The organism is Planctomonas psychrotolerans (genome assembly GCF_008642235.1).
Taxonomy (GTDB): domain Bacteria; phylum Actinomycetota; class Actinomycetes; order Actinomycetales; family Microbacteriaceae; genus Planctomonas; species Planctomonas psychrotolerans.
In genome coordinates, this window is the sequence record NZ_SJEV01000001.1 from 2062098 (window position 1) to 2085230 (window position 23133).

Genomic DNA, 23133 nt, shown 5'->3' on the forward strand with positions numbered 1-23133 from the left:
GGCGTCATCGCGGTTCCCCGCCTTCCTCCATCGGCACCCGGAGTCCGCGCTCGTGGGCGACCTCGCGCGCCCGGTCGTAGCCCGCGTCGACGTGGCGCATCACGCCGGTGCCCGGGTCGTTCACCAGCACGCGCGCGATCTTCTCCGCCGCGAGGTCGGTGCCATCGGCCACCAGTACCTGGCCGGCGTGGATGGACCGGCCGATGCCCACGCCGCCACCGTGGTGCAACGACACCCAGGTGGCCCCGGATGCGGTGTTCAGCAGGGCGTTGAGAATGGGCCAGTCGGCGATGGCGTCCGACCCGTCGAGCATCGCCTCGGTCTCCCGGTAGGGGGAGGCGACGGAGCCGGAGTCGAGGTGGTCGCGACCGATCACGATCGGTGCGCTGACCTGACCGGTGCGCACCAGCTCGTTGAAGGCGAGACCGGCGAGGTGGCGCTCCTGGTAGCCCAGCCAGCAGATGCGGGCGGGCAGGCCCTCGAACTGCACCTTGTCACCGGCGGCGGTGATCCACCGGCGGAGCTTCTCGTCGTCGGGGAAGAGTCGCAGGATTTCCTGGTCGGTGCGCGCGATGTCGGCGGGGTCGCCCGACAGCGCCACCCAGCGGAACGGCCCACGGCCCTCGGCGAACTGCGGCCGGATGTACGCGGGCACGAAGCCGGGGAAGTCGAACGCGTGATCGTACCCGCCGAGCTCCGCCTCGCGGCGGATCGAGTTGCCGTAGTCGAACACCTCGGCCCCGGCATCCTGCAGGTCGACCATCGCGGCCACCTGCTTGGCCATCGACGCGCGAGCGCGCTCGGTGAACCCGACCGGATCGGCCTCCGCCGCGGCGCGCCATTCCTCGACGGCAACACCCTCGGGCAGGTAGCTGAGCGGGTCGTGCGCGGAGGTCTGGTCGGTCACGATGTCCACGTCGGCGCGGCGGTCGCGTATCTCGGCGAACACGGTGGCGGCGTTCCCCACGAGACCCACGGAGAGCGCGCGCCTGTCCCTCTTCGCGGCGGTCACCCGGGCGAGCGCGTCGTCGAGGTCGTCGGCCAGCTCGTCGAGGTAGCCGTGGTCGATGCGGCGCCGGATGCGCGACGCGTCGACGTCCACGATGAGCACCGCACCACCGTTCAGCGTGACGGCGAGCGGCTGCGCGCCGCCCATGCCGCCGGCGCCGCCGGTGAGGGTGATCGTGCCCGCGAGGGAACCGCCGAACCGCTTGTCCCCGATCGCGGCGAAGGTCTCGTACGTGCCCTGCAGGATGCCCTGCGTGCCGATGTAGATCCACGACCCGGCGGTCATCTGCCCGTACATGGTGAGTCCGAGGTCTTCGAGCCGACGGAACTCCGGCCAGGTCGCCCAGTCGCCGACGAGGTTGGAGTTGGCGATGAGCACCCGCGGCGCCCACTCGTGGGTGCGGAACACGCCCACCGGCTTGCCCGACTGCACGAGCAGGGTCTCGTCCGCTTCCAGTCCCTCGAGGGTGCGCACGATCGCGTCGTAGGCCTCCCAGCTGCGTGCCGCGCGGCCGGTGCCGCCGTACACCACGAGATCCTCGGGTCGCTCGGCGACCTCCGCGTCGAGATTGTTCATGAGCATGCGGATGGCCGCCTCGGTCTGCCAGCTCTTCGCGGTGATATCGCTGCCGCGGGCGGCTCGGATGGTGCGGGACGGTGCGTCGGTCGGGGTCTTCACGGGGGTCCTCGTTCGGTCGGTTTCAGCGGCGGAGCAGGGCGGGGTGGGCGTGGGGTCAGAATGCGGAAGCGGGATCCGCGCGGCGGTGTTCACGGAACGGGGAAGGGAAAGGGTACGGGGTCGGCGAACCGTCGGAGCGCATTGCCGAGCAGCGTCGCCACCGGGTTGTCGAAGTCGTCGACCGGCAGCGCTCCGGCGAACGCGATCGACCCCACGGAGAACACCGCTCCGCCCGATGGTGTCTCGAAGAACACGATGTCGGCGCGGCGCTCGCCGCTCGAGTCGGCCGCCTCGTAGGAGTCGGGCAGGGGGTCGCTGGTGGCGAGGATCAGGGCGTGCTGCGGTGTGCCGTGCGCCGCGTCGGCGCGGTCGCACTCGTACGCCACCGCGCCGCCGAACCACAACGCCTCCGCCCCGATCGGTTCGGCACCGGTGAGGGCGGACTCCGGAATGCCCTCGACGAGGAACCGCGCCCGGTCGTCGCGCGCGGCCGGCAGCATCCGGTACCCCACGCCGTCGCCGAAGCCCATGGTGGTGTAGATCAGCCCGGTCAGCCGCACGGGTGCAGGGGAGTGGTGACGCCACAGCCCGCCGGGTTCACCGGTCGCCGCGAGAGACGCCTCACCGGGTGCCGCCTCCCACAGTCCCACCTCCGCGCCGCGCCGGCGCAGCTCCAGCACGTGCTCGCTGCCCGGCATCGTGGCCACCATGGCGTGCAGGCCGTTGCCGCCGAGGTAGGCGAGGCGTCCGCCGCGGCCGAGCCAGCGGTCGAGCGACGCCATGCCGCGCCTGCTCCAGTACTCCGGGTGGCTGCCGGTGACGAGCACGCGGCGCTCGTCGCCGAGCAGCGACGGGTCCTCCTCCAGGTCGTGATCGGTGATCACGTCGTAGGCGATCCCCGCGTGCTCGAGGAACTCGAGGATGCGCAGGTCGGCGCCGAGGCCGTGCGGCTGCCCGGTCAGCCAGTACACGTAGTCGGGCCGGAGGTTGAGCAGCGGGCGCAGTAGCGATGCGTAAGCCACGCCGCGTCCGTCGGCGTGGTTGCTGTAGAGCGAGGTGAGCCCGTGCCACGCCGTGTACTCGTCGCGGGCGTCGCTCGTCACCGGCACGTGCGGCGCGAACGGCGCCTCGTTCGCGTACGCGAGATAGGTGAAGGTCGGCAGGAGTACGGTCACCGCGGCCCGGTCCGCCGCCGGCTCCGCGCCGCGAACCGCCACCCGCCCCGCAGCCCGCACGGCGAAGGGCAGGATGTCGATGGCGGTGTCGGTGGTCAGCTCCGCCGCGTACACGCCGCTCGGCAGGTCGTCCGGCAGGGGCAGGGTCGCGGCAACGGGCCATCCCGCGTCGTCGAGGTCGTCGCGCGCGAAGGCGGCCGCGCCGTACGCCGCCGGGTTCTCGGTCCACCGCGCCTCTGCGTCGCGCCAGTCGGCACCGGTCACGCCGCGCGTCGGCGAGCCGAACAGTCGCCCGCACACCGATCCGTCGACCGACGAGCGGATGTCGGGGCTCACCTGCCGCGGATCGAGCACCAGCCGCGTGCCGGCCACGGTCACCGCGTCGAGCTTGCCGTCGAAGAAGCGGCTCGGGGTATCACCTCCCGCGCCGCCCAGCGCCGCGAGCGTCACGCTGAGCGGACCGTCCGCCGACCGCAGCGATCCGGCCGACGGCACGGCGGACGCGGCCGTGCGGGTCGACGGCCACGCGGGCGACGACACCGTCACGGAGATGCTGTCGTTGTCGGTTGCACCGGCGGCGATGTCGACCTCGATCCGGTGCCAGGCGTGCCGGGTCAAAGCTCCAATCGACAGCGGCTTCGACAGCGGCAGTAGCGACGCGTCCGACGCGAGCAGCTCGAGGCCGCCGTTCCCGGCCACGCCGAGGGCGAGCAGCGCGTCCCCGCGCCGGATCGACAGCAGCACGGAGCCCGCCGGGTCGGGCGCCGTCGGAAACACCCACAGCGAGCAGGACAGCCCGGCGGCGCACGCCGCGGCATCGGGATCGGCATCCGAGGGCACCGGCACGGTCGCCGTGCCGTACGACCCGGGCTGGAAGCCGTGCACCCCCGGCGCGGGCACCCGCAGCGGAGCAACGCCGTCCACCGGCACCGCCCCCGGCAGGCGGACGAGGCGCACGCGCACGTCGCCGTCGGCGCTCAGGCGCAGCGGCACCGCGTCGCCGGGAGCGAAGCTGAGCCGCGGCGTGTAGCCCGTGAGCGCGGCCGGATCGCTGCGACGCGTCGGTGTCGCCGGAGGGGAGGGTGCGGTCATGTCGGAGCACTCATGTCAGTGGGGATGGGCTGGCGGATCGGGGTGCCGGGGCGGTCAGTCGATCGAACGGCCCGCGCGCGCGGCGGTGTCCCGCGCGGCATCGAGCAGCGCGCCCGAGCGCACGAGCGCCACGGTCTCGGCGATCTCCGGCGACAGGTGGCGGTCACCGCCCGGTCCGGCGACCCGGTCGCGCAGCACGGCGATCACCGATCGGGCGACCGGGCTCGGGGCGTCGTCGGACACCGCCGTGCGCATGTCGATGGCGCGACAGGCGGAGAGCAGCTCGATGGCGAGCACGCGGGTGAGCCCGTCCACCGCGCGGCGCAGCTTCACCGCGGCCGACCAGCCCATCGACACGTGATCCTCCTGCATCGCCGACGAGGGGATGGAGTCCACGCTCGCCGGGTTCGCGAGGCGCTTCAGTTCGGAGACGATGCCGGCCTGCGTGTACTGGGCGATCATGTGGCCGGAGTCGATGCCGGGGTCGGCAGCGAGGAAGGCGTTCAGGCCGTGGCTGCGCGACACGTCGAGCATCCGGTCGGTACGCCGCTCCGAGATGCTGGCCAGGTCGGCGACGGCGATGGCGAGGAAGTCGAGCACGTAGGCCACGGGTGCGCCGTGGAAATTGCCGTTGGACTCGAGGCGGCCGTCGAGGGTGACGACCGGGTTGTCGATGGCCGAGGCGAGCTCGCGCCCCGCGACGAGGGCGGCGTGGTCGAGGGTGTCGCGCACGGCACCGTGCACCTGAGGCGCGCAGCGCAGCGAGTACGCATCCTGCACCCGGGTGAACGGCATCGTCGAGCGGGTGCTGATCAGGCCGGAACCGTCGAGCACGGCCCGGATGTTGGCCGCGGACACCGCCTGACCGGGATGCGGGCGGAGGTCCTGCAGGTCGGCCGCGAAGACCGTGTCGGTGCCGCGCAACCCCTCGATGGTGAGGGCGACGGCGAGGTCGGCGGTCGCCACCAGCGCGGTGAGGTCGCGGATCGCCATCAGCAGCATCCCGAGCATGCCGTCGGTGCCGTTGATGAGGGCGAGGCCCTCCTTCTCCCGCAGGTCGAGCGGCGTGATCCCCGCGGCGGCGAGCGCCGTCGCCGCGGGGACGAGCGTGCCGTCCGCGGTCCGCGCGTCGCCCTCACCCATGGCGACGAGGGCGCAGTGCGACAGCGGGGCGAGGTCGCCGGAGCAGCCGAGGCTGCCGTACTCGCCGACCACCGGCGTGATGCCGGCGTTGAGGATGTCCGCATACGTCTGCGCGACGATTGGACGGGCACCGGTGCGACCGGTGGCGAGGGTGGAGAGCCGGAGCAGCATGAGCGCCCGCACCACCTCCCGGTCCATCTCCGCGCCGGAGCCGGCGGCGTGCGACCGCACGAGCGACCGCTGGAGGCGCGCGCGATCCTCGAATGCGATGTAGGTGGAGGCGAGGGCACCGAATCCCGTGGAGACGCCGTAATGCGGACGGTCGCTCGCGGCCAGCGAGTCGACGATCGCCCGGCTCTCCGCCATGGCGGCGAGGGCGTCGTCGCCGATGGTGACGCGCGCGTCTCGTCGAGCAACGGCGAGGACGTCGTCGGGAGTGAGCGCTCCGAGCCCCACGAAGATCTCCGCGCTGGTGGTGGTGGCTGTCATCGTGACCTTTCCGAGGGGAGCAACTCGTTCCAGTACACACCCGCGGCCGTCCGTTTCCGGGCGGAAACGGGCGGTGACCGTCTGGTATGTCAGACCGGGTCGACGGAGTGGCTCAGGGAATCGGCGCGGGCTCGTGCACCATGCCGAGCACGGTGGAGAAGAGGTCGCGGAACACCGGGTCGGCGTTCATCTCCGGGCGACGCGGGCGTTCCAGCGGCACCGGGAGCTCGGCCCGGATCGTGCCGGGGCGCCGGCTCATGACGATGACGCGATCCGACGTGATGATCGCCTCCTCGATGTCGTGGGTGATCATCATCACGGTGAGGCGGTGCTTCTCCCACACCCGGATGAGGAGCGCCTGCATCTCGCGCCGGGTGAGCGCGTCGAGGGCGCCGAACGGTTCGTCCATGAGCAGGATGCCCGGTCGGTAGCTGAGCGACCGGGCGAGGGCGACGCGCTGCTGCATGCCGCCGGAGAGTTGGGCCGGGTAGGAGTCCTCGAACCCGTCGAGACCGACGAGGGAGAGGTGCTCGCGCGCGATCGCGGTGCGCTCGGCGGCGGCGATCGGTTCGTCCTGCAACGCGAACTTGACGTTGTCGAGCGCGGAGAGCCACGGCAGCAGGGTCGAGCCCTGGAACACCACGCCACGGTCCCGACCGGGGCCGGTGACCTCCGCGCCGTCGACGCGCACCGAGCCCTCGGTGCGCTCGGTGAGCCCCGCGATGATGGACAGCAGGGTGCTCTTGCCGCATCCGCTCGTGCCGACGACCGAGACGAACTCGTTCTCGTGCAGGTCGAGGTCGATGTCGGTGAGCGCGAGCACCGGTCCGAAGCTCTTGGTCAGTCCCCGGATGGTGACTTTGGCCTCGGTGCTCCCGGCCGCCGTGCCGTTCCCGGCGAGGTCGCTGGTCATCTGCTGATCCTTTCGTAGCGGAACACCCGTCGACCGATGAAGCGCATGACCTGGTCGGTGATGAGCCCGAAGATGCCGAGGATGATCACGTACAGGATGATCGTGTCGGTCTGGAAGTAGCGCTGGCCGAGGGTGATGCGATAGCCGAGACCGCTGGTGGCAGCCACCAGTTCCGCGACCACGAGCCAGGTCCAGGCCCAGCCGAGGGTGATGCGCAGGGCGTCCCAGATGCGGGGAGCGGCGGACCGCAGCACGATGCGGCGCAGGATCTGCGCGTTGCTGAGTCCGAGCGTCTCACCGAGGTCGATGAGCGGTCGCGGCACCTGACGCACCGCGTCCGCGATGAGGAGCACCTGCTGGAAGAAGGTGCCGAGGAAGATGATGAGGAACTTCTGTCCGTCGCCGATGCCGACCCAGAGGATGGTCAGGGGCACGAACGCCACCACCGGCATGTAGCGGACGAAGTCGACGAGCGGCTCGAGCGCGGCCTCGATGCGCCGCGAGGTGCCGATGCCGATGCCGATCGGGATGGCCGCCACCGTGGCGAGGAGAAAGCCTGCGCCGATGCGGTACACGCTGGTGGCCGCGTCGGAGGCGAGCTGTCCGTTCTGGATCTGCGTCACCAGCCGTTCGGCAACGGCGACGGGGGAGGGCAGGAAGAGCGGAGACACGAAACCGCTCAGCGTGACCAGGGCCCACAGCGCGAACAGCACGACGAAGGTGCCGATCGACGAGATGGCGTAGGTGCGTCGGGAGATCTTCTCGCCGACGCGGCGGCGCCGCCGCGACCCCGGGAGGGATTGCGGCGACGCCACGAGCACGGAGTTCGCCATGGAGGATTAGCCCTCGACGAAGGAGGTGTCGACGAGCCCCTCGAGGCTCACGTCACCGGTGATGATGCCGGCCGACTCCGCCGCCTCCAGCACGAGCGGGATCGTCTCCTCGGAGAAGGCGCCGCCCAGCTCGGTGGCGTTCTCCTCGCGGGTGTAGTACTCCACGCCCTCGAACGCGGTGGTGAGCGCCTCGGGGTCCTCGCCGACGGCCTCGGCGATGATGGCGCGGGCCGCTTCGGTGTCGCTGTCGTAGTACTCGATCGCGGCGCCCCACGACTCGACGAGGGCCTCGATGGTGTCGGGATTCGACTCGAGGTAGGCGTCGCTCACCACGAGCACGTCGCTCACCAGTCCGGGCAGTTCGCCCGCGGTGAAGAGCAGCTCGAGGTCGTCGCCCTGCTCGAGCGCCGTGCTGATGTAGGGCTCGTACGTGACGGCGAGGTCGACCTGTCCGCCGATGAGCGCGGCACCGGCGTCGGAGGCGGCCATCGGAACGGGGGTGACGTCGTCGATGCTGAGGCCCGCGCTGTCGAGCGCGTAATTGAGCAGCAGGTCGGAGGTGGTGCCCTGCTCGTAGGCGATGCGCTTGCCCGCGAGGTCCTCCACGCTTCCCACACCCGACGGCACGACGATCGCATCGGCCGTGGTGCTGATGTCCTCGATCATCACGATCTTCACGGGCACCCCGGCCTGCTGCATGAGCAGCGCGGTGTGGGTGGCCACGTTGGCCACGTCGACGTTGCCCGAGACGAACGCCGCATTGAGGTCGGCGTCGGTGTTGAAGTTGGTCTGCTCCACGTCGAGGCCGTTCTCCTCGAAGATGCCCTGCTCCTCGGCCACGTACCAGGGGCCGTAGCCGATCCAGGGCAGCGTGGCCATGCGCACCGTGGTCGTGCCGTCGGTGCTGCCGGATTCGGTGCCGGTGCCGGTGCCGGCGCCGGTGCTGCCGCCGGAGCCGGAGCTGCAGGCCGTGAGGGCCGTGGCAGCGACGAGGGTGAGGCCCGCGGAGAGGGCGATTCGGTTCCGCTTCGTGATCATGATGTGTCCATTTCGTGGGGGAGGGGAAGGGAGGGGGGAGACAAGGTCGCGGACCTGGTCGGAACGTTACCGGGCGCGGAGCAGGATACTGCCCTCCTCACGCAGTTGGTCGATGCTCGTCACGCCGAGCAGCTGCATGGTGCGGGACAGTTCGGCCGTGAGGATCTCCACGACCCGCTCCACACCGCGAGGCCCCGTGGCGACGAGTCCCCAGAGGTAGGGACGACCGAGGAAGGCGGCGTCGGCGCCGAGGCAGAGGGCGACGGCCACGTCGGTGCCGGTGCGCACGCCGCTGTCGACGAGGATGCCGAAGTCGTCCCCGGCCGCCGCCCGCACCTCGGGCACCAGACGCACCGGGGGGATCGCGCCGTCGAGCTGGCGTCCGCCGTGGTTCGAGAGGTGCACGCCGTCCACACCGAGAGACTTCGCCCGCAGCGCATCCGCGGCCGAGAGCGGCCCCTTGAGCAGCAGGGTCCCCGGCCAGAGCGAGCGGAACTCGGCGATGTCGTCCCAGCCGACGGTGGGGTCGAACTGCGAGGTGATCTCGGCGATGGAACCCCCGGCGATCCCGGTCCCGGCGGACGCACTCGCGCGCACGTTCGCGAAGTCGAGCGCCGGGTTGCTGATCATGGACGTCCAGTAGTGCGGCTTCACGCCGATGCGCGCGATGGTGGCGGCGTCGAGGCGGGGCGGGATGGCGAGGCCGTTGCGGCGGTCGCGCAGGCGGTTGCCCGACACCGCGGTGTCGATGGCGATCTCGAGAACCTCGCAGCCGGCCGCGGCCGCCCGGGCCACCATGTCGCGGGAAATGCCGCGGTCCTTGAGGATGTACAGCTGAAAGTAGGGCGCGACCCCGGCGCCCGCCACCACGTCCTCCACGCTCGTGGTGGCCACGGTGGAGATGACGTAGGGCACGGCGCTGCGGGCCGCAGCGGTGGCCGCACCGATCTCGCCGGCCTGGCTGAGCAGCCTGGTGTACCCGGTGGGCGCCAGCCCGATCGGGGCGGAGTACCGCCGCCCGAAGAGCGTGGTGGCGGTGGACGTTCCGCTCACGTCGCGGAGGGCCGACGGCACCAGGTGGTAGTCGTCGAACGCGGTGCGGTTGTCGCGGAGGCTGCGCTCGCCGTCCGCGCCACCCTCCAGGTAATCGAACACCGGCCCGGGCAGGCGTCGGCGGGCGCGCCCCCGGAAGTCGGAGACGGTGAGGGTGTTCGACAGCGTCCGTTCCGCCCGGCTGAGACCGGTGCGGGGACGACCGAAAAGGTCGAGCACTTCGCGGGGCTTCATGGCGCTAGCGGTCCAGTCGTCGGGTCACCGCGAGCTCGTGCGCCGGGAATCCCTCGTGCCGGGTGAACGCCACGACCGTGCCGCTCATCCGCTCGAGGCCCGCGCGGGTGGACTTCGCCACGGCCATGCGCTTGCGGAAGGTGTCGGCGGTGATTCCGCTCGACACCTTGGCGTACCCGGAGGTGGGCAGGGATGCGGGGCACCCGATCACGAAGTTCGCCATGGAGATCGTGGTGTTCTGGCCGAGCAGCACTTCGGCGGCGTCCTCGATGAGGGCGAGCACGGCGTCCTCGTCGCGGGCGACGAGCTGCATGTGCTCGGGGGCGTAGGCGTTCGCCACTTCCGCCCCCTCGACCATGTCGTCGACCAGCACGGCGCCGCCATTGGTGCCGAGCGCCAGCCGCGCGTAGCCGGCCCGCTGCTCGGGCAGGTCGGCGAGTTGCTTCTCCACCTCCGCCTGCACCGTCTCGAGCAGGGCGGGGGAGTCGGTCACGAGCACGCTCGACGAGTCGGGACCGTGCTCCGCCTCGTTCAGCAGGTCGGCCGCCAGCAGGTACGGGTCGGCGGAATCGTCGGCGAGGATCAGGCTCTCGCTCGGCCCGAGCAGCATGACCCCGCACGTGCCGAATCGCTGGATCTCGACCTGCGCGCAGGCGACGGGCGGACTGCCGGGGCCGCACACCTTGCGCACCTTCGGCACGGTCTCGGTGCCGAACGCGAGTGCCGCGATGCCGGCGGGACCGTTGGCCCGGAACACGTCGGAGATGCCGAGCTCGTCGGCGACCACGAGCACGGCGTCGTCGACCCGGCCGTCGGAGCCGGGCACCGGCGGCACGATGACCGCGATGTTCTTCACGCCGGCCACGACGGCGGGGGTGGCCAGCTGCACGAGCACCGACGGATACGACCCCTTGCCGCTCGGCACGAACAGGCCGACGCTCGCGATGGCCGTCGCCTTCTCGCCCACGGTCACGCCGGGCTCGGTCTCGAAGCTCCAGTCGCCGTGCTGCACCAGCTGCTCGTTGAAGCGGCGCACCGACGCGATGCTGTCGCGGATGGCCGCGATCATCTCCTCGGACAGCGCCTCGCGGGCGGCCGCGAACTCCTCCGGCTGCACCCGGATGCGATCCGGCGCCACCGTGCACCCGTCGAACTTCTCGAGCGCCCGGAGGAGCGCGGCGTCACCGTTCTCGCGCACGTCGTCGAGGATCTCGAGCACCGACTCGCGGAGCGCCGGATCGAAGATCTTCTCGAGCCCCCGGGTGGTGAGGTCGGCCCGGTCGTCGGCGCTCATGGATTTCCAGGTCCCGCGAGTGCGGATGGGGCTGTTCATGGGGACTGCCTTCGTATGGTTCGGATAGCGGGGAGACGGGAGGGAGGGAGACGGGAGCGGGGTCGGCGTGGTCGGGGGTCGGAGAGGCCGGATCGGGGGAGCGGTCGGGTCGGCGGCGAGGTGCCGTCAGAGCGCGCGACCGCCGTCGACGGAGAGGACCGACCCGGTGAGGTAGCCGGAGGACGGGCCGAGCAGGAACTCGAGGAGGGGGCCCACGTCGTCGGCGGTACCGAAGCGGCGGGCCGGAACCGAGGCGAGCAGGTCGGCGGCGGTGGACTCGTCCCCGAGGTAGGGAGCCGTCATCCGGGTGGGGAAGTAACCGGGGCAGATCGCGACGACCGACAGGTCGTGCGCGCTCCATTCGAGGGCGAGCGACTGGGCGATACTCACCGCCGCGGCCTTCGAGGCGTTGTAGTCGGCGAACAGCGCCTCGGCGCGGAGGGCGTTCACCGACGCGTTGATGACGATGCGGCCGGGGCGGGCGAGGTGACGGAACGCGGCCTGAGCGCTCGTCAGCACCCCGACGGTGTTGACGCGGAGCACCTCGGCGAAACCGGAGGCCGTGATGTTCTCCGCGGGCACGCCCGCACCGTCGATGCCGGCGTTCAGGAACACGCCGTCCAGTCCGCCGAGCGCGTCGACGGCGTCGCTGAAGGCGCGTTCCACCGCATCCGCGTCGGCGACGTCGGCCGCGCTGCCGCCGTGCGCGATCCCGGTGTCGACGGCGGCGCGCACGGTCTCCTCCCGGGTGCCGACCACCCAGACGCGGGCACCCGACGAGGTGAGGTGGCGCGCGACCATCTCACCGATGCCGCTCGTGCCCCCGGTGATGAGGTAGCGGCGCGATTCGATGATCACGTCGCGCACTCCACGATGACCTTGAGCGCATCCGGGGACCGGCCGGCGCCATGGCCGCTCGCGCCGAGCACGGAAGTGGTGAGGAAGTCCGCGAACCCGGACAACGGCACGCGGGTGCTCACCAGCCCGGCATAGCGGTCGGGATCGGCGGCGAGCGCGTCGACGGCGCGACCGAGGTGATCGTCGTCGAAGCCGATCGACCCGATCAGGGTGACGGCCTTCTCGACGATGTCGGCCGACGTCATGCCGAGCGGGGTGCTGCCGAGGCCGACGAGCAGCACGGTTCCGCCTCGGCGCACCCGGGCGAGGGCGTGCGCCACCGAGTCGGGGTAGCCGGCGGCGTCGATCACCACGTCGTACCCGGAGTCGGCGGGCGCGTCGGTCACGGCGGCGCCGAACGTCGTCGCAGCATCCCGGCGGGCGGCCTGCGGCTCCACCACGGTGACCGAGCAGGCGGGATTGCGCCGGGTGATCTCACTGTGCAGGAGGGCGCCGACCGGGCCGTAGCCCTGGATCAACACGCTCTCCGCCCCCGCGGGCAGGGCGTCGATCGCGCACATCGACACCGCGAGGGGCTCGGCGAGCACCGCGACCGCGGCGTCGAGCGAGTCCGGCACGGGCACGAGGCTCGTGACGGGGACGACGAGTGCGGAGGCGAAGCCTCCGGGACGCGATTCGCCGAGCCAGGTGAGATTCGCGCACAGCCGGGGAGCTCGGGCACAGTCGGGGCATGCCCGGCAGGGGATGCGCGAGTCGACGACGACCCTCCGGCCGACCAGCGACGCATCCGCGGCCTCCTGCACGACCCCGACGACCTCGTGCCCGAGCACCGCCGGCCAGTACTCGATCCACGCCCCGGTGCCCATGGCGTGCAGGTCGGATCCGCACAGTCCCGCGTATTCGACCCGCAGCACGGCCTCACCGGATACCGGCTCCGGGGCGCTCCATTCGGCGACCCTCAGGGTGAGGTTCTCGTCGAGAAGCAGCGCGGAAGTCATACCGATCAAGCTATGGCCCGGTTGTTACGAATGTGTGTCACGGCGTGCCCTTTGGGCCCTTTTGGTCCGTTCCCCGTCTGAAATGTCAGATTGGCGGAGCGATGCGCGGCGTGCGGAAGGTCGGCCGTGCCGCCCGGCCCAGAATAGGGTGACCCGATTTTCCCGGAAGGATCCCCGTGACGAACGCCCCGCCGCTCGCGGCCGAAGCACGCCGACTGCACATCGCCGGGAACCCCGACGGGGCCCGTCGTGCCCTTGAGCGGCTCGTCGCCGACGTGACCGGTCTGGTGCCCTTCGACCTCGCCGTCAACGCCGACGAGTACAGCCTCAACTCGCTGAACGGCACGGTGCGGCTGTCGGACGGCGCCTCCTACTTCTTCAAGTTCCACAGCGAGGAGGGCGAGGAGTCCACCATCGCGGAGTACTACAACGCCGAACTGCTGCGCCGGTCGGGGTACGTGGTGGACGTTCCGATGTATGCGTGCGGGGAGCCCGGTCGGCAGATCCTGCTGTACGGGCTGCGCTCCGACGCCCGGCTCGCCGATGCGTGCCGCTCCCTCGAGCTGGGGGAGTCGCGCTACGACGCGGAGCGGGTGATCGCCGCGCAGATCGACCACGACCGCACCGTGGCAGCCCGCATGATCGAGTCGCTGCACGCGGCATCACCCGACGAGGTCGCGGCCGAGCCGATCCACCAGCTCTTCTGGAACCGCCTCGTGTCGCCCGACGCCGCACCCGGCACCCCGGAGGCCGTCCCGGGTTTCGGGGGTCGGGTCGCCCGCTTCTACGTCGGCCGCTCCACCACGCTGGGGAGTCCCACCGGTCAGGTGACGGTCGACTGGGACACGCTGCGCGATGCTCGCTGGGTTGTCAATGGCGTCGAGTACCGGCACTCGCTGCGCGAGCTTTTCGCCGAGGCCGGCCGGCGGCTCCGGCCCGAGTCGCTCGCCGCGTCGGGAGCAGTGGTGGCGCACGGAGACGAGCACAACGCGAACGTGTGGTTCGAGGACCGGGGAGGGGAGCCCGCCCGGCTCGTGTCGTTCGATCCCGCCTTCGCCGGTCCGCACCTGCCCGCGCTTCTCGCCGACGTGAAGGCCACGTTCCACAACGTCTTCGCGCATCCGTTCTGGCTGTACGAGCCGGGGCTGGCCGCCGAGCGCTACGCCGTGCACGCGCGCATCGACGAGGTCGGTCGCATCGTGGTCGACACCGACTTCGCGCCGAGCGCACTGCGGCTGGCCTTCCGCGACTCGAAGGCCGAGAACGTGTGGCGGCCGCTGCTCGAGGCGCTCCGCAGTGCCGGGATGCTGCCCGAGGACTGGGAGCGTATGGTGCGTCTGGCGCTGTTCTGCTGTCCGACCCTGGTGCTCGACCTCCGCGCGGACGGCACCGGGGCACACAATGCGGCCTCGTCGGCCCTGGGCTTCGGCATCGCGATCGCGGCGGGTTCGGCGCCCGTCGATCCCGACGCCGTGGACGCCTTCACCCCCCTCTTCGCCGCCCTCCGTCCCTGAGCCCCTCGGTCCCTGAGCCTGTCGAAGGGCGGTCCCTGAGCCCGTCGAAGGGGCGCCACCCCGCCCAAAACGTCCCTTCGACGAGCTCAGGGACCGTAACGGCCCCCTCGCCCCTATCCGCCGAGACGCCTGGTGAGTTCCGCGGCCGACTCCCGGAGGCTGGCGCCGAACCCCTCCCAGCGCTCCCGCGGAACGTCCGCGGTGAGGAACGACGCGGAGAAGCTCGCGACCGGCATGCCGTTGTGGTCGGTCGCGGCGGCAGCGACGCAGGCCACCCCGTCGGTGATCGACCCGTCCTCGATCGACCAGCCGCGCGCGCGGTCGACCTCGAGCACCGACCGCAGCTCGCGCAGGTTCTGCGGTCCGCGGCCGGTGCGATCCACGAATCGATCGGGCGTCGAGAAGACGGCCGACACCTGCGGGTCGGGCAGCAGGCACAGCATCGCGCGCCCGGTGGCGGTGAGATGAGCGGGCAGGCGCACGCCCACCTCGGTCACGAGCTTGGTGGGTCGGGGCGGTTGCTCCTTGAGCAGATACAGCGACTCGTGGCCGTAGAGGATGCCGAGGTGAACGGTAACCCGAAGCCGCCGCACCAGCGTGGCGAGGATGGGCCGGGCCAGGTGCTCGAGCGGCTGATGGCGAAGGTATGCCGACCCGAGCTCGAAGATGCCGATCCCGAGTTTGTAGCCCTGCGCGTCGGGGATGTGCACCACGAGACCCTCATCGATGAGCACCTGCAGCAGTTGATAGGTGGAGCTGCGCGGAATGCCGAGTCGTCTCGAGATCGCGCTCGCTGGAACGGGGCTCGGCTTGCTCGCGAGGTAGCGCAGCAGGGCCACGCCGTTGCGGAGGGCGGGGATGCGCGGACCGGAGCCGGCATCCTGGCCGGTCGTCGGGTCGACCGCCGAGTCGAGGTCGGTCATGAGCCTCCGTTCACGATGCGTAGCGGGCGGACTTACGGTGGGCGCACGTTCGAGGGCGGATCACACTACCGGCGCGGGAGGAAGCGCCTCGGCGAGGGCGTCGGCCAGCCCCGCTTCCCCGACGCTGATCCGTGCGCCCTCACCGGGGAACGCGCGGATGGCGATTCCGCACTCGCGGAGCGCGTGCTGCAGCGGCACGGCGGCGTCGCCGATCGGCAACCAGACGAAGTTGCCGGAACTCGGCACCACGTCGTACCCCCCGTTCGAAAGGGCCGTCGTGACGAGGTCCCGCTCCCGCAGCACCGCCCGGGCCACGCGGACGCGGAAGTCATCCTCGCCGAGTGCGGCGATCGCGGCCGCGACGGCCACGGCCGAGAGCGGAAACGGCGGGAGCACGCGGCGCACGGCGCCCGCCACGGCCTCGTCGGCCACGAGGTACCCGACCCGCAGCCCGGCCAGCGAGTACACCTTCGAGAACGTACGCAGCACCACCAGGTTCGGATGCGCGGCGAGCAGGTCGGTCGCCTCGAACGGGTCGATGCGCGCCGGGTCCACGAAGTCGCGATACGCCTCGTCGTAGATCACCAGCGTGCTCGTGGGCACGGCGTCGAGGAAGCGTTCGAGCTCCCTCCGGCCGAACGCGGTGCCGGTGGGATTGTTCGGGTTGCAGAGGATCACGGCGGTCGTCGTGTCGTCCACGGCATCCGCCATCGCGTCGAGGTCGTGCTCGTGTGCGGCGGTGAGCGGCACGGGACGGCCGCGACCACCGGCCAGGGCGATCGCAATCGGATACGCCTCGTAGCTCCGCCAGGCGTAGACGACGGAGGAGTCGGGTCGCACGAAGGCGCCGAGCAGGTGCTGCAGCAGCGAGAGCGACCCGTCGGCGGTCGCGATCTCGGCGGAGTCCCGGCCGGTGAAGGCGCTCAGTGCGGCGAGCAGGTCGGTGGCGTGGATGGCGGGGTATCGGTTGCCCGCGGCGATGGCGGCCGTGGCCGCATCCACCACGGCCGGTGGGGGCGGGAACGCCGACTCGTTGGACGATGCCCGGAACCGCAGGGGAACGGCGCTCGCCAGGGCTGTGGAGTACACGGGGAGCGAGTCGACGACGGACAGGGGCGAGGGAAGGGCGAGCGCGCGTGCGGGCATACCCCCAGCAGACAGCACGGCGGCTCCCACGACAAGTCGCGCGGCACTCGACAGTCTGACCGGTCAGACCGTGCCGACGATGAAATCGGCTCCGGGCCGCGCGTCAGCCGGTCGTGGCCACGCGGACGACCGCGAGGATGCCGCTCCCGCTCACGCGGATGGTCCACCCGGAAAGCACCCGCACCGCATCCAGTTCGCCGAGGTGGTCCGCCGGCATCCGGTCGTCGTTCGCCTGCACTGCCAGACCGTTGGAGAGCGCCAGCACCACGACGTCCTCGAGTGCGCCGGCTCGCAGGGTCAGCGTGTCGGACGCGGACGCGGAGTCGGACCCCGCCGCGGAGTCGGACGCAGACGCGGATCGCCAGCCGGATCCGCGACCCACGGACTCGATCGCGATCGATCCGGTGCGCGCGCCGCGGCGGACCATGAGGTTCAACGCGCGGCCCCGCTCCGGTCCCGCCAGACTGGCGACCGCCCCCTCGCCGCGGAAGGCGATCGATTCGTGCCGGCCAACGACGACCTCGCGTCCCTTCATCGACAGGCGGAGGCCCTCGGCCGACAGCGGCACGAGCACGCGGTCCACCTGGGGGAAGCGCGAGAACTCGCCGTCGCCGTCGATCGTGGCAATGCTGATCCGCCAGTCGAACCCCTCCGTACCGCCGCCGACCGGATCGCGCGCCACATCGACGGTGGTGCCCCGCCCGTTCCGCCAGGGCACGATGCTCCGGTCGGCGGCTCTGAGCACAGCGTGGGTGTCCATCCGTCGATTGTCGCGGAGGTCGGCAGCCCAGGGGGTGGCGCTACCGGAATGGCAGCGGCCACTAGCGGGGAACGGCGCGAGGCGAGGACACTGAGCGCACCGGCACTGTTCCGGGCCGGACGCTTCACGGGAAGGACCACCGTGCACATCCTCACCTTCGACGATCTTCGGTCCCGACCGGGATCGGTCGCCCGCTTCCAGGGCGTCGATCACGACGCCACCACCTCCTTCTACGTCGTATCGAGCGCGCCGGGTAGAGGTGCCGCGAAGCACCGACACCCCTACGAGGAGATCTTCGTCATCCTCGGCGGTGACATCGAGGTGGAGGTCGATGGAGAGCGCGGCCGTCTCGGCGCGGGTCACGTGGTCGTCATCCCGCCCCGCACCTGGCACGCCTTCACGAACCGGGGGAGCACGGATGCCTCGATGGTGAACATTCACGCCTCCGCGACGATGATTCAGGAAGACTGGGACGTGGTCGTGCGCGGAGACGCGCGCGGCTGACGCCCGGCCGTCCGGCCGGGGTGTCCGGCCGGGGTATCCGGGTGCGCCGGTCGAACGGATACGGCGCATCGCCCGAACGGAAGCAGGACCGCGTGACCATTCCCACCCCCGACGCGCCACGAGCGGCTGCGCCCGCCGCGCAGAGCCCCGCCGCCGACTCCCTGTTCCGCCTGGACGGCAGGCGCGCCCTCGTCACCGGCGCCAGCCGGGGTCTCGGCGCCGCGATCGCGGAAACCCTGCGCGACTTCGGAGCGACGGTGCACGGCACCTCCCGCGACGCCGCATCCGCCGAGGCGACCGGCAAGCGCCTCGGCACCGAGGGGATCGTGCTCGACATGGCCGACGTGGGGAGCTTCGATGCACTGGCCGACCGTCTCGACGTGGACCTGCTGGTCAATAATGCGGGCACCAACGTGGTGAGCCCGGCCGTCGGCGTGCGGGTCGAGGACTGGGACCGGATCCTCGACGCGAACCTGCGCGGGGCGTTCTTCCTCACCCAGGCGTTCGCGCGGCGCTGGCTCGAGAGGCGCATCCCGGCGGCAGTGGTGAACGTGTCGTCCCAGGCCGCCACGGTGGGCATCGAGCACCGGGTGGTCTACGGGGCGAGCAAGGCCGGCCTCGACAACATGACCAAGGTGCTCGCCCTCGAGTGGGCACCGCACGGCATCCGGGTCAACGGGGTTGCGCCCACGTTCATCCGCACCCAGCTCACCGAGGCCACCCTGTCGAACCCGGACACCGCGGACGACCTGCTCCGACGGATGCCGATCGGCCGGTTCGGCGAGCCGGCGGAGGTGGCCGCCCCGGTGGCATTCCTGCTCAGTGAGGCGGCCTCGCTCATCACCGGGCACACGCTCCTCGTCGACGGCGGCTACACCGCCCAGTAGGAGCCGGACCGGATCAGGAGCGGGTGAGGAACGCCTCGATGCGGTCGAACGCGCCGACCCAGGCCATGGACGCGAAGAAGTCCCGCATCTCCACGGTCGGGAAGCCGCTCTGCACCACCGTGACGAGGGTGCCGCCGTCCGCCTCCTCGAAGGTGATGTCCACCTCGGTGACCATCGTCGCCCCGCTCGGGTCGCTGCCGGTGGAGGTCGTGACCAGGCGGTGCGGCCGGTCGATCATGCGGAACACCTGCGTCTCGCGGAACAGCGAGTCCCGGTCCGGTCCCCATACCGCCGTTTGCGTCCCGCCGACGCGGAGGTCCACCTCGATCTCCACCACGCTGGGCTCGGTGTCGAGGATGGTGAACCAGATCTTCTGCTTCTCGGCGTCGGTGTAGGCATCGAACACCTCGTCCGGCGAAGCGGGGAGGAGACGCGTCATGCGCATCGCGATGGCGTCGGAGACGCTGGGAGGGATGTCGGGGGAGCTGTCGGTCATGATTCCGTTCCTTTCCTGAGGGTGAAGTACGCGTCCAGGCCGTCGAGCCGACGCTCCCAGAGGCGCTGATAGAAGGTGATCCACTGCATGGCGTCGTCCAACCGTTCTGTGCCGAGGCGGCACTGCCTCGAGCGGCCGATCTTTTCGGTGGTCACGAGTCCGGCTTCCTCGAGCACCTGCACGTGCTTCTTGATTCCGGTGAGCGTGATCCCGAACGGCTCCGCGAGTTCGGTGATCGTGGCCGGTCCGCTGCCGAGCCGCGTGAGGATGTCACGGCGCGTGGAGTCGGAGAGGGCGGCGAACGCCTTGTCGAGGACTTGCTGGTGAACCATGTGGTTCAGTATACGGATAGTGAACCGTCGGGTTCAATGACCATTTTCGGGTGACCGTGCGGGCGGGCGGCCGAACGGGAGGGCGTACGCGACCCGAGCATCCGCGTCGGAAAAACAGGGTGACGACGGCCCCCGGCGGGGCTTACCGTATGAGCATGTGCCGGAACATCCACACGCTGCACAACTTCGAGCCCGCCGCGACGGACGACGAGGTTCACGCAGCCGCCCTGCAGTACGTCCGCAAGATCAGCGGAACCACCAAGCCGTCGAAGGCCAACGCGGAGGTCTTCGACCGGGCGGTCGAGGAGATCGCCCACGTGACCCGTCATCTTCTCGAAGACCTCGTGAGCACGGCACCGCCGAAGGATCGGGAGACGGAGGCCGAGAAGGCGAAGGCCCGGTCGGCGAAGCGGTTCGCCGCGGCCTAGCCGTCGCCGCACCACCATCACGGCGGCGCATCCCGCGTCGGCTCGACCCGGAGCATCCGGCGTCCGCTCGCCGCGGGCAATCCGTCAGCTCATTGCCAGAACGAGGGCGAGTGCCGCGAGCACCACGCACACCGGTGTCATCGTCCATCGTTCCGCCGTGCTGCGGGACATCCCGTTCAGCACGATGCCCAGCGCGAAGTATGCGGTCAGGACCCACATGGCGACGCGGGCGACGGCGTCGCCTCCCGGCAGCACCTCTGCTAGCCCCGCTCGCTGCACGGCGACCAGCGCGAACACGACATAGAGCGCGATCGACGTGACGCTGCCGACGCGCTTCCCTCGCGGCAGGACCTCATCCTGACCGCCCCAGGCGAAGCGACCCAGCGGCGCTCCGGCGATGAGGGCCAGCTGGAAGACCGCGAGCAGGGCCAGGATCCCGCAGAACACGACGGCGGCGAAGGGGGCCATGGGCGTGCGACATTTCCTCTCGCGCTGCGCGCGGGTGCATGCGCGTCGGTCCACGCGTGCGGACAGGCCCGGTACCGTAACGGGGGGAGTGCGGTACCGGACCTCTTACTAGGCCGCATGGTCGTTCGGGCGCGATCACTGGCGTCCTGGTAACCGGGGGTGGCTGAACGCTTGCGTCGACACTAGCGGCGCATCCCCCGGATTGGGGACCCCCTTACTGTCCCCAGTTGGGGGGTGATTCGAGGGTGGCCGCAGGGAGTGATCTGCTAGTGAATCTCGCTAGCGCGCCCTGCTAGTGCATCGGGCTCCCTGCCGGGAACCGGGTCACGAACCGGCGCTGCCATGGCGTCTCGACGGCACGCCGGTCGTAATGGCGCCGCACATAGCGGATCGCCTCCTCCGCCGTGATTCCGTCGAGCACCGCCAGGCAGGACAGCGCGGTTCCGGTGCGTCCGCGCCCGCCCGAACAGGCCACTTCGACGCGCTCGCGTCCGGCCCGCTGCCATGCCTCCCGCATCGCCTCGTGTGCCGCGGACCGGTCGCGCGGCGTTCCGAAGTCCGGCCAGGCGATCCAGTGAGCCGGCCACGGCATCCGCCCGGGGTCCCGGCCGGCCAGGTAGAGACCGAACTCCGGTGGCTGGACCGACCCGTCAAGCCCGAGCGGCACGGATGCTCGGAGCGAGCGACCGCGGATCCGCCGTCCGCTCGGCAATTCGAGCACGCCGGGGTCGCCGAGAGTCCACGGCTCGCTCACGGCGCCGTCGATCGCTGTACCGGCCGCGGCATGGTGTGGTCCAGCAGACGGAGTCAGCCCCAGCACAGACAGAACGGATGCCCGGCCGGGTCGGCGTACACCGTGAAGCCCTCCGCGGCATCCGGATCCTCGGCCGACTGGAGCAGCGTCGCGCCCAATTCGATCACCTCATCGTGCGCCGAGCCCACCTCGTCCCTGTCGATGTAGAGGTCGAGGTGCATCTGCTGGGGTTCCCCGTCGGGCCAGTCGGGCCGCAAGTGGTTCGGTGCGAGCTGGAAGCCGAGGCGCGGTTCCCCGTCGACGCGCACGGTATGCCAGTCGTCTTCGGCGTCGACGGTTCCGCCGAGCAGTCGGGCCCAGAACGTGCTCTCCGCGGAGAGGTCGGCCGTGTCGAACACGACGATCGATTTCCGAATCTTCATCCAAACAGTGAACCGCTGCGACCGTTCGCGATCAAGGGGCTCGTGGGGCAAGAACGAGACGTGAGAAAAGCTCGTGAACGTCTGGCGTGTCGTGATCCGGCGGGAGCACAGTATCGGTCAGAACGAACCCGAACCCACCTCCGAACGAAAATCCACAACCCGAACCTGCCCCCAACGCAAACCCGAACCCCGGAAAGGCTCTGATCGATGACGCTTGAAGCCCCCGCCGAACATCCCGTCGCGCGTCTGCACGACCGACTCGGCGACCTCGTCCACCTCCCCGGCGACCCGCGCTATGACGAACTGCGTCTGCCGTGGAACGTGGCCGTCGACCAGCGACCCGCAGCGGTCGCCGCCCCCACCACCGTCGAGGAGGTGGTCGCGGTGGTGCGGACCGCCGCGGAACTCGGCCTGCGCGTGGCGCCCCAGGGCACCGGCCACGGTGCCGCCATGGCCGGTCTTCGATCACTCGACGACGCGGTGCTCGTCCGCACCAGCGCGCTCTCCGCCGTCGATATCGACCCGGTGCGCCGCACGGCGCGGGTCGGCAGCGGCGTGCTGTGGGATGCCGTCGTCGCCGCGGCCGCCGAGCACGGACTTGCCGCGCTGCACGGCTCGTCGCCCGACGTGGGCGTCGCCGGGTACGCCCTCGGCGGTGGCATCGGCTGGTACGCCCGCAAGCACGGGCTCGCGACGAACAGCATCACGGCCGTCGAGCTCGTCACCGCCGAGGGGACGCACCAGCGCGCCGACGCCGAAACGAACGCCGACCTGTTCTGGGCGCTCCGCGGCGGCGGCGGCAACTTCGGAATCGTCACCGCCCTCGAGTTGCGGCTGTTCGAGATCCCCGACGCCTACGCGGGCATGCTGCTCTGGGACATCGCCGCAGCCGAGCCGGTGCTGCGGCGCTGGGCGGAGTGGTGCGAAACCGCGCCGGACGAGGTCACCACCTCACTCCGCATCATGCGGTTCCCGCCGATGGAGGAGCTGCCCGAGTTCCTCCGCGGCCGCGCCGTCGTCATCCTCGACGGGGCCGTGCTCGGCGACGACGCATCCGCCGAACGCCTGCTCGCTCCGTTCCGCGACCTCGGCCCGGAGCTCGACACCTTCGCCCGCATCCCCGCGGCGGCGGTCGGTCGCATCCACATGGATCCGGAGGAGCCGTCGCCGTTCGCCAGCGGCACTATTCTGCTGAAGGAACTCGGGAACGACACCGTCGAGGCCGTGCTCGACGCGTTCGGCCCGGATGCGACGGCGGCGTTGATGGCGGTCGAGTTCCGGCAGCTGGGCGGTGCACTCGGCCGCCCCGCCCCGGACGCCGGCGCTCTCAGTCACCTGAGTGGTTCGGTGCTCGCGTTCCTGGTCGACATGGCGCCGACGCCCGAGGCCGCGGCGGCCGCCGTGGCGAGCGCGGCGGAGGCGGTGCTGAAGCTCGCGCCGTGGGCGTCGGGTGCGGCCTACCTCAACTTCGCCGACGGGGGAGTGGTGGACCCGAAGCTGGGCTACGGCGAGGACGCCTGGGATCGGCTGCGGGAGCTGCGTCGGCAGTACGACCCGACCGGGATGTTCGTCGCCAACCACCCCATCGACTGATCCCGCCTGTATCTGGGCCCGGGCGTCGAACCCTCGTCGCCCGTGTTCCGCACCGTCGCA

Annotated in this window: 23 protein-coding genes; 5 read left to right on the forward strand and 18 right to left on the reverse strand. The window is 71.1% G+C overall.

Going from position 1 to position 23133, the window contains the following annotated elements; translation table 11 throughout:
• Positions 1–4: 4 nt before the first annotated feature.
• The 10 genes from hutU to EY822_RS09555 all read right to left on the reverse strand — a co-directional run bounded on the left by hutU (position 5) and on the right by EY822_RS09555 (position 12846).
• On the reverse strand, positions 5–1687 hold the full coding sequence (gene hutU / locus EY822_RS09510) for a urocanate hydratase (protein ID WP_150308050.1): 1683 nt from the start codon (positions 1685–1687) through the stop codon (positions 5–7).
• Between the two features lie 89 nt (positions 1688–1776).
• Positions 1777–3954 carry a N,N-dimethylformamidase beta subunit family domain-containing protein gene (locus EY822_RS09515; RefSeq protein ID WP_150308051.1) on the reverse strand — a complete coding sequence of 726 codons (2178 nt, stop codon included), beginning with the start codon at positions 3952–3954 and terminating at the stop codon, positions 1777–1779.
• A gap of 54 nt (positions 3955–4008) precedes the next feature.
• On the reverse strand, positions 4009–5586 hold the full coding sequence (gene hutH, locus EY822_RS09520) for a histidine ammonia-lyase (protein ID WP_150308052.1): 1578 nt from the start codon (positions 5584–5586) through the stop codon (positions 4009–4011).
• Between the two features lie 112 nt (positions 5587–5698).
• Positions 5699–6499 carry an ABC transporter ATP-binding protein gene (locus EY822_RS09525; protein ID WP_150308053.1) on the reverse strand — a complete coding sequence of 267 codons (801 nt, stop codon included), beginning with the start codon at positions 6497–6499 and terminating at the stop codon, positions 5699–5701.
• Complete coding sequence (locus EY822_RS09530; RefSeq protein ID WP_150308054.1) at positions 6496–7332, reverse strand: ABC transporter permease; 837 nt, start codon at positions 7330–7332, stop codon at positions 6496–6498. Before EY822_RS09530 ends, EY822_RS09525 begins: the two co-directional genes overlap by 4 nt.
• 6 nt (positions 7333–7338) lie before the next feature.
• Entirely contained in the window at positions 7339–8370 is a 1032-nt protein-coding gene (locus EY822_RS09535; RefSeq protein WP_150308055.1) for an ABC transporter substrate-binding protein, read from the reverse strand.
• 66 nt (positions 8371–8436) lie between these two features.
• Entirely contained in the window at positions 8437–9657 is a 1221-nt protein-coding gene (locus EY822_RS09540) for an alpha-hydroxy acid oxidase (protein ID WP_150308056.1), read from the reverse strand.
• Between the two features lie 4 nt (positions 9658–9661).
• Positions 9662–10990, reverse strand: coding sequence for a histidinol dehydrogenase (gene hisD / locus EY822_RS09545; protein ID WP_150308057.1), 1329 nt, complete (start codon positions 10988–10990; stop codon positions 9662–9664).
• 126 nt (positions 10991–11116) lie between these two features.
• Positions 11117–11848 (reverse strand): SDR family NAD(P)-dependent oxidoreductase, encoded by a 732-nt coding sequence (locus EY822_RS09550; RefSeq protein WP_150308058.1) that lies wholly within the window; start codon positions 11846–11848, stop codon positions 11117–11119.
• Positions 11845–12846 (reverse strand): zinc-dependent alcohol dehydrogenase, encoded by a 1002-nt coding sequence (locus tag EY822_RS09555; RefSeq protein WP_150308059.1) that lies wholly within the window; start codon positions 12844–12846, stop codon positions 11845–11847. Before EY822_RS09555 ends, EY822_RS09550 begins: the two co-directional genes overlap by 4 nt.
• 176 nt (positions 12847–13022) lie before the next feature.
• On the opposite strand from EY822_RS09555, the gene EY822_RS09560 reads away from it, so the two are divergent.
• Positions 13023–14360 carry a hypothetical protein gene (locus tag EY822_RS09560; RefSeq protein WP_227497169.1) on the forward strand — a complete coding sequence of 446 codons (1338 nt, stop codon included), beginning with the start codon at positions 13023–13025 and terminating at the stop codon, positions 14358–14360.
• A 113-nt stretch (positions 14361–14473) separates the two neighbouring features.
• Here the strand turns inward: EY822_RS09560 and EY822_RS09565 are convergent, their stop codons facing one another.
• The 3 genes from EY822_RS09565 to EY822_RS09575 all read right to left on the reverse strand — a co-directional run bounded on the left by EY822_RS09565 (position 14474) and on the right by EY822_RS09575 (position 17189).
• Positions 14474–15283, reverse strand: a complete 810-nt coding sequence (locus EY822_RS09565) for an IclR family transcriptional regulator (protein WP_150308061.1) — start codon at positions 15281–15283, stop codon at positions 14474–14476.
• A 60-nt stretch (positions 15284–15343) separates the two neighbouring features.
• A complete protein-coding gene (locus EY822_RS09570) occupies positions 15344–16429 on the reverse strand; it encodes an aminotransferase class I/II-fold pyridoxal phosphate-dependent enzyme (RefSeq protein ID WP_150308062.1) in 1086 nt (361 codons plus the stop codon).
• 103 nt (positions 16430–16532) lie between these two features.
• Positions 16533–17189 (reverse strand): HutD/Ves family protein, encoded by a 657-nt coding sequence (locus EY822_RS09575; protein ID WP_150308063.1) that lies wholly within the window; start codon positions 17187–17189, stop codon positions 16533–16535.
• A gap of 48 nt (positions 17190–17237) precedes the next feature.
• Here EY822_RS09575 and EY822_RS09580 point away from each other — a divergent pair, with 48 nt between their 5' ends.
• Together EY822_RS09580 and EY822_RS09585 are read left to right on the forward strand one after the other, a co-directional pair.
• Positions 17238–17693, forward strand: a complete 456-nt coding sequence (locus tag EY822_RS09580) for a cupin domain-containing protein (protein ID WP_150308064.1) — start codon at positions 17238–17240, stop codon at positions 17691–17693.
• A 92-nt stretch (positions 17694–17785) separates the two neighbouring features.
• Positions 17786–18580, forward strand: a complete 795-nt coding sequence (locus tag EY822_RS09585; RefSeq protein WP_227497170.1) for an SDR family NAD(P)-dependent oxidoreductase — start codon at positions 17786–17788, stop codon at positions 18578–18580.
• A gap of 13 nt (positions 18581–18593) precedes the next feature.
• Here EY822_RS09585 and EY822_RS09590 read toward each other — a convergent pair whose 3' ends face one another.
• Positions 18594–19076 (reverse strand): SRPBCC family protein, encoded by a 483-nt coding sequence (locus EY822_RS09590; protein WP_227497171.1) that lies wholly within the window; start codon positions 19074–19076, stop codon positions 18594–18596.
• Positions 19073–19408 carry an ArsR/SmtB family transcription factor gene (locus EY822_RS09595; RefSeq protein WP_150308065.1) on the reverse strand — a complete coding sequence of 112 codons (336 nt, stop codon included), beginning with the start codon at positions 19406–19408 and terminating at the stop codon, positions 19073–19075. Before EY822_RS09595 ends, EY822_RS09590 begins: the two co-directional genes overlap by 4 nt.
• A 155-nt stretch (positions 19409–19563) precedes the next feature.
• Between EY822_RS09595 and EY822_RS09600 the strand changes: the two genes are divergently transcribed.
• Positions 19564–19836: a DUF2277 domain-containing protein gene (locus EY822_RS09600; protein WP_150308066.1), complete on the forward strand. Its 273-nt coding sequence runs from the start codon at positions 19564–19566 to the stop codon at positions 19834–19836.
• 84 nt (positions 19837–19920) lie between these two features.
• Here EY822_RS09600 and EY822_RS09605 read toward each other — a convergent pair whose 3' ends face one another.
• The 3 genes from EY822_RS09605 to EY822_RS09615 all read right to left on the reverse strand — a co-directional run bounded on the left by EY822_RS09605 (position 19921) and on the right by EY822_RS09615 (position 21480).
• Positions 19921–20304, reverse strand: coding sequence for a hypothetical protein (locus EY822_RS09605; RefSeq protein WP_150308067.1), 384 nt, complete (start codon positions 20302–20304; stop codon positions 19921–19923).
• Between the two features lie 292 nt (positions 20305–20596).
• Positions 20597–21058, reverse strand: a complete 462-nt coding sequence (locus tag EY822_RS09610) for a protein-tyrosine phosphatase family protein (protein WP_150308068.1) — start codon at positions 21056–21058, stop codon at positions 20597–20599.
• Positions 21059–21111: 53 nt separating this feature from the next.
• Positions 21112–21480, reverse strand: a complete 369-nt coding sequence (locus EY822_RS09615; protein WP_150308069.1) for a VOC family protein — start codon at positions 21478–21480, stop codon at positions 21112–21114.
• Between the two features lie 207 nt (positions 21481–21687).
• Here EY822_RS09615 and EY822_RS09620 point away from each other — a divergent pair, with 207 nt between their 5' ends.
• Entirely contained in the window at positions 21688–23073 is a 1386-nt protein-coding gene (locus tag EY822_RS09620) for an FAD-binding oxidoreductase (protein ID WP_150308070.1), read from the forward strand.
• Positions 23074–23133: the final 60 nt, after the last annotated feature.

Coding starts and splice junctions, on each gene's coding strand:
- EY822_RS09515 (WP_150308051.1), bottom strand. CDS start 3,954: ATGACCGCACCCTCCCCTCCGGCGACACCGACGCGTCGCAGCGATCCG.
- hutH (WP_150308052.1), bottom strand. CDS start 5,586: ATGACAGCCACCACCACCAGCGCGGAGATCTTCGTGGGGCTCGGAGCG.
- EY822_RS09525 (WP_150308053.1), bottom strand. CDS start 6,499: ATGACCAGCGACCTCGCCGGGAACGGCACGGCGGCCGGGAGCACCGAG.
- EY822_RS09530 (WP_150308054.1), bottom strand. CDS start 7,332: ATGGCGAACTCCGTGCTCGTGGCGTCGCCGCAATCCCTCCCGGGGTCG.
- EY822_RS09535 (WP_150308055.1), bottom strand. CDS start 8,370: ATGATCACGAAGCGGAACCGAATCGCCCTCTCCGCGGGCCTCACCCTC.
- EY822_RS09540 (WP_150308056.1), bottom strand. CDS start 9,657: ATGAAGCCCCGCGAAGTGCTCGACCTTTTCGGTCGTCCCCGCACCGGT.
- hisD (WP_150308057.1), bottom strand. CDS start 10,990: ATGAACAGCCCCATCCGCACTCGCGGGACCTGGAAATCCATGAGCGCC.
- EY822_RS09555 (WP_150308059.1), bottom strand. CDS start 12,846: ATGACTTCCGCGCTGCTTCTCGACGAGAACCTCACCCTGAGGGTCGCC.
- EY822_RS09565 (WP_150308061.1), bottom strand. CDS start 15,283: ATGACCGACCTCGACTCGGCGGTCGACCCGACGACCGGCCAGGATGCC.
- EY822_RS09570 (WP_150308062.1), bottom strand. CDS start 16,429: ATGCCCGCACGCGCGCTCGCCCTTCCCTCGCCCCTGTCCGTCGTCGAC.
- EY822_RS09575 (WP_150308063.1), bottom strand. CDS start 17,189: ATGGACACCCACGCTGTGCTCAGAGCCGCCGACCGGAGCATCGTGCCC.
- EY822_RS09580 (WP_150308064.1), top strand. CDS start 17,238: ATGGCAGCGGCCACTAGCGGGGAACGGCGCGAGGCGAGGACACTGAGC.
- EY822_RS09590 (WP_227497171.1), bottom strand. CDS start 19,076: ATGACCGACAGCTCCCCCGACATCCCTCCCAGCGTCTCCGACGCCATC.
- EY822_RS09595 (WP_150308065.1), bottom strand. CDS start 19,408: ATGGTTCACCAGCAAGTCCTCGACAAGGCGTTCGCCGCCCTCTCCGAC.
- EY822_RS09600 (WP_150308066.1), top strand. CDS start 19,564: ATGTGCCGGAACATCCACACGCTGCACAACTTCGAGCCCGCCGCGACG.
- EY822_RS09605 (WP_150308067.1), bottom strand. CDS start 20,304: ATGGCCCCCTTCGCCGCCGTCGTGTTCTGCGGGATCCTGGCCCTGCTC.
- EY822_RS09615 (WP_150308069.1), bottom strand. CDS start 21,480: ATGAAGATTCGGAAATCGATCGTCGTGTTCGACACGGCCGACCTCTCC.
- EY822_RS09620 (WP_150308070.1), top strand. CDS start 21,688: ATGACGCTTGAAGCCCCCGCCGAACATCCCGTCGCGCGTCTGCACGAC.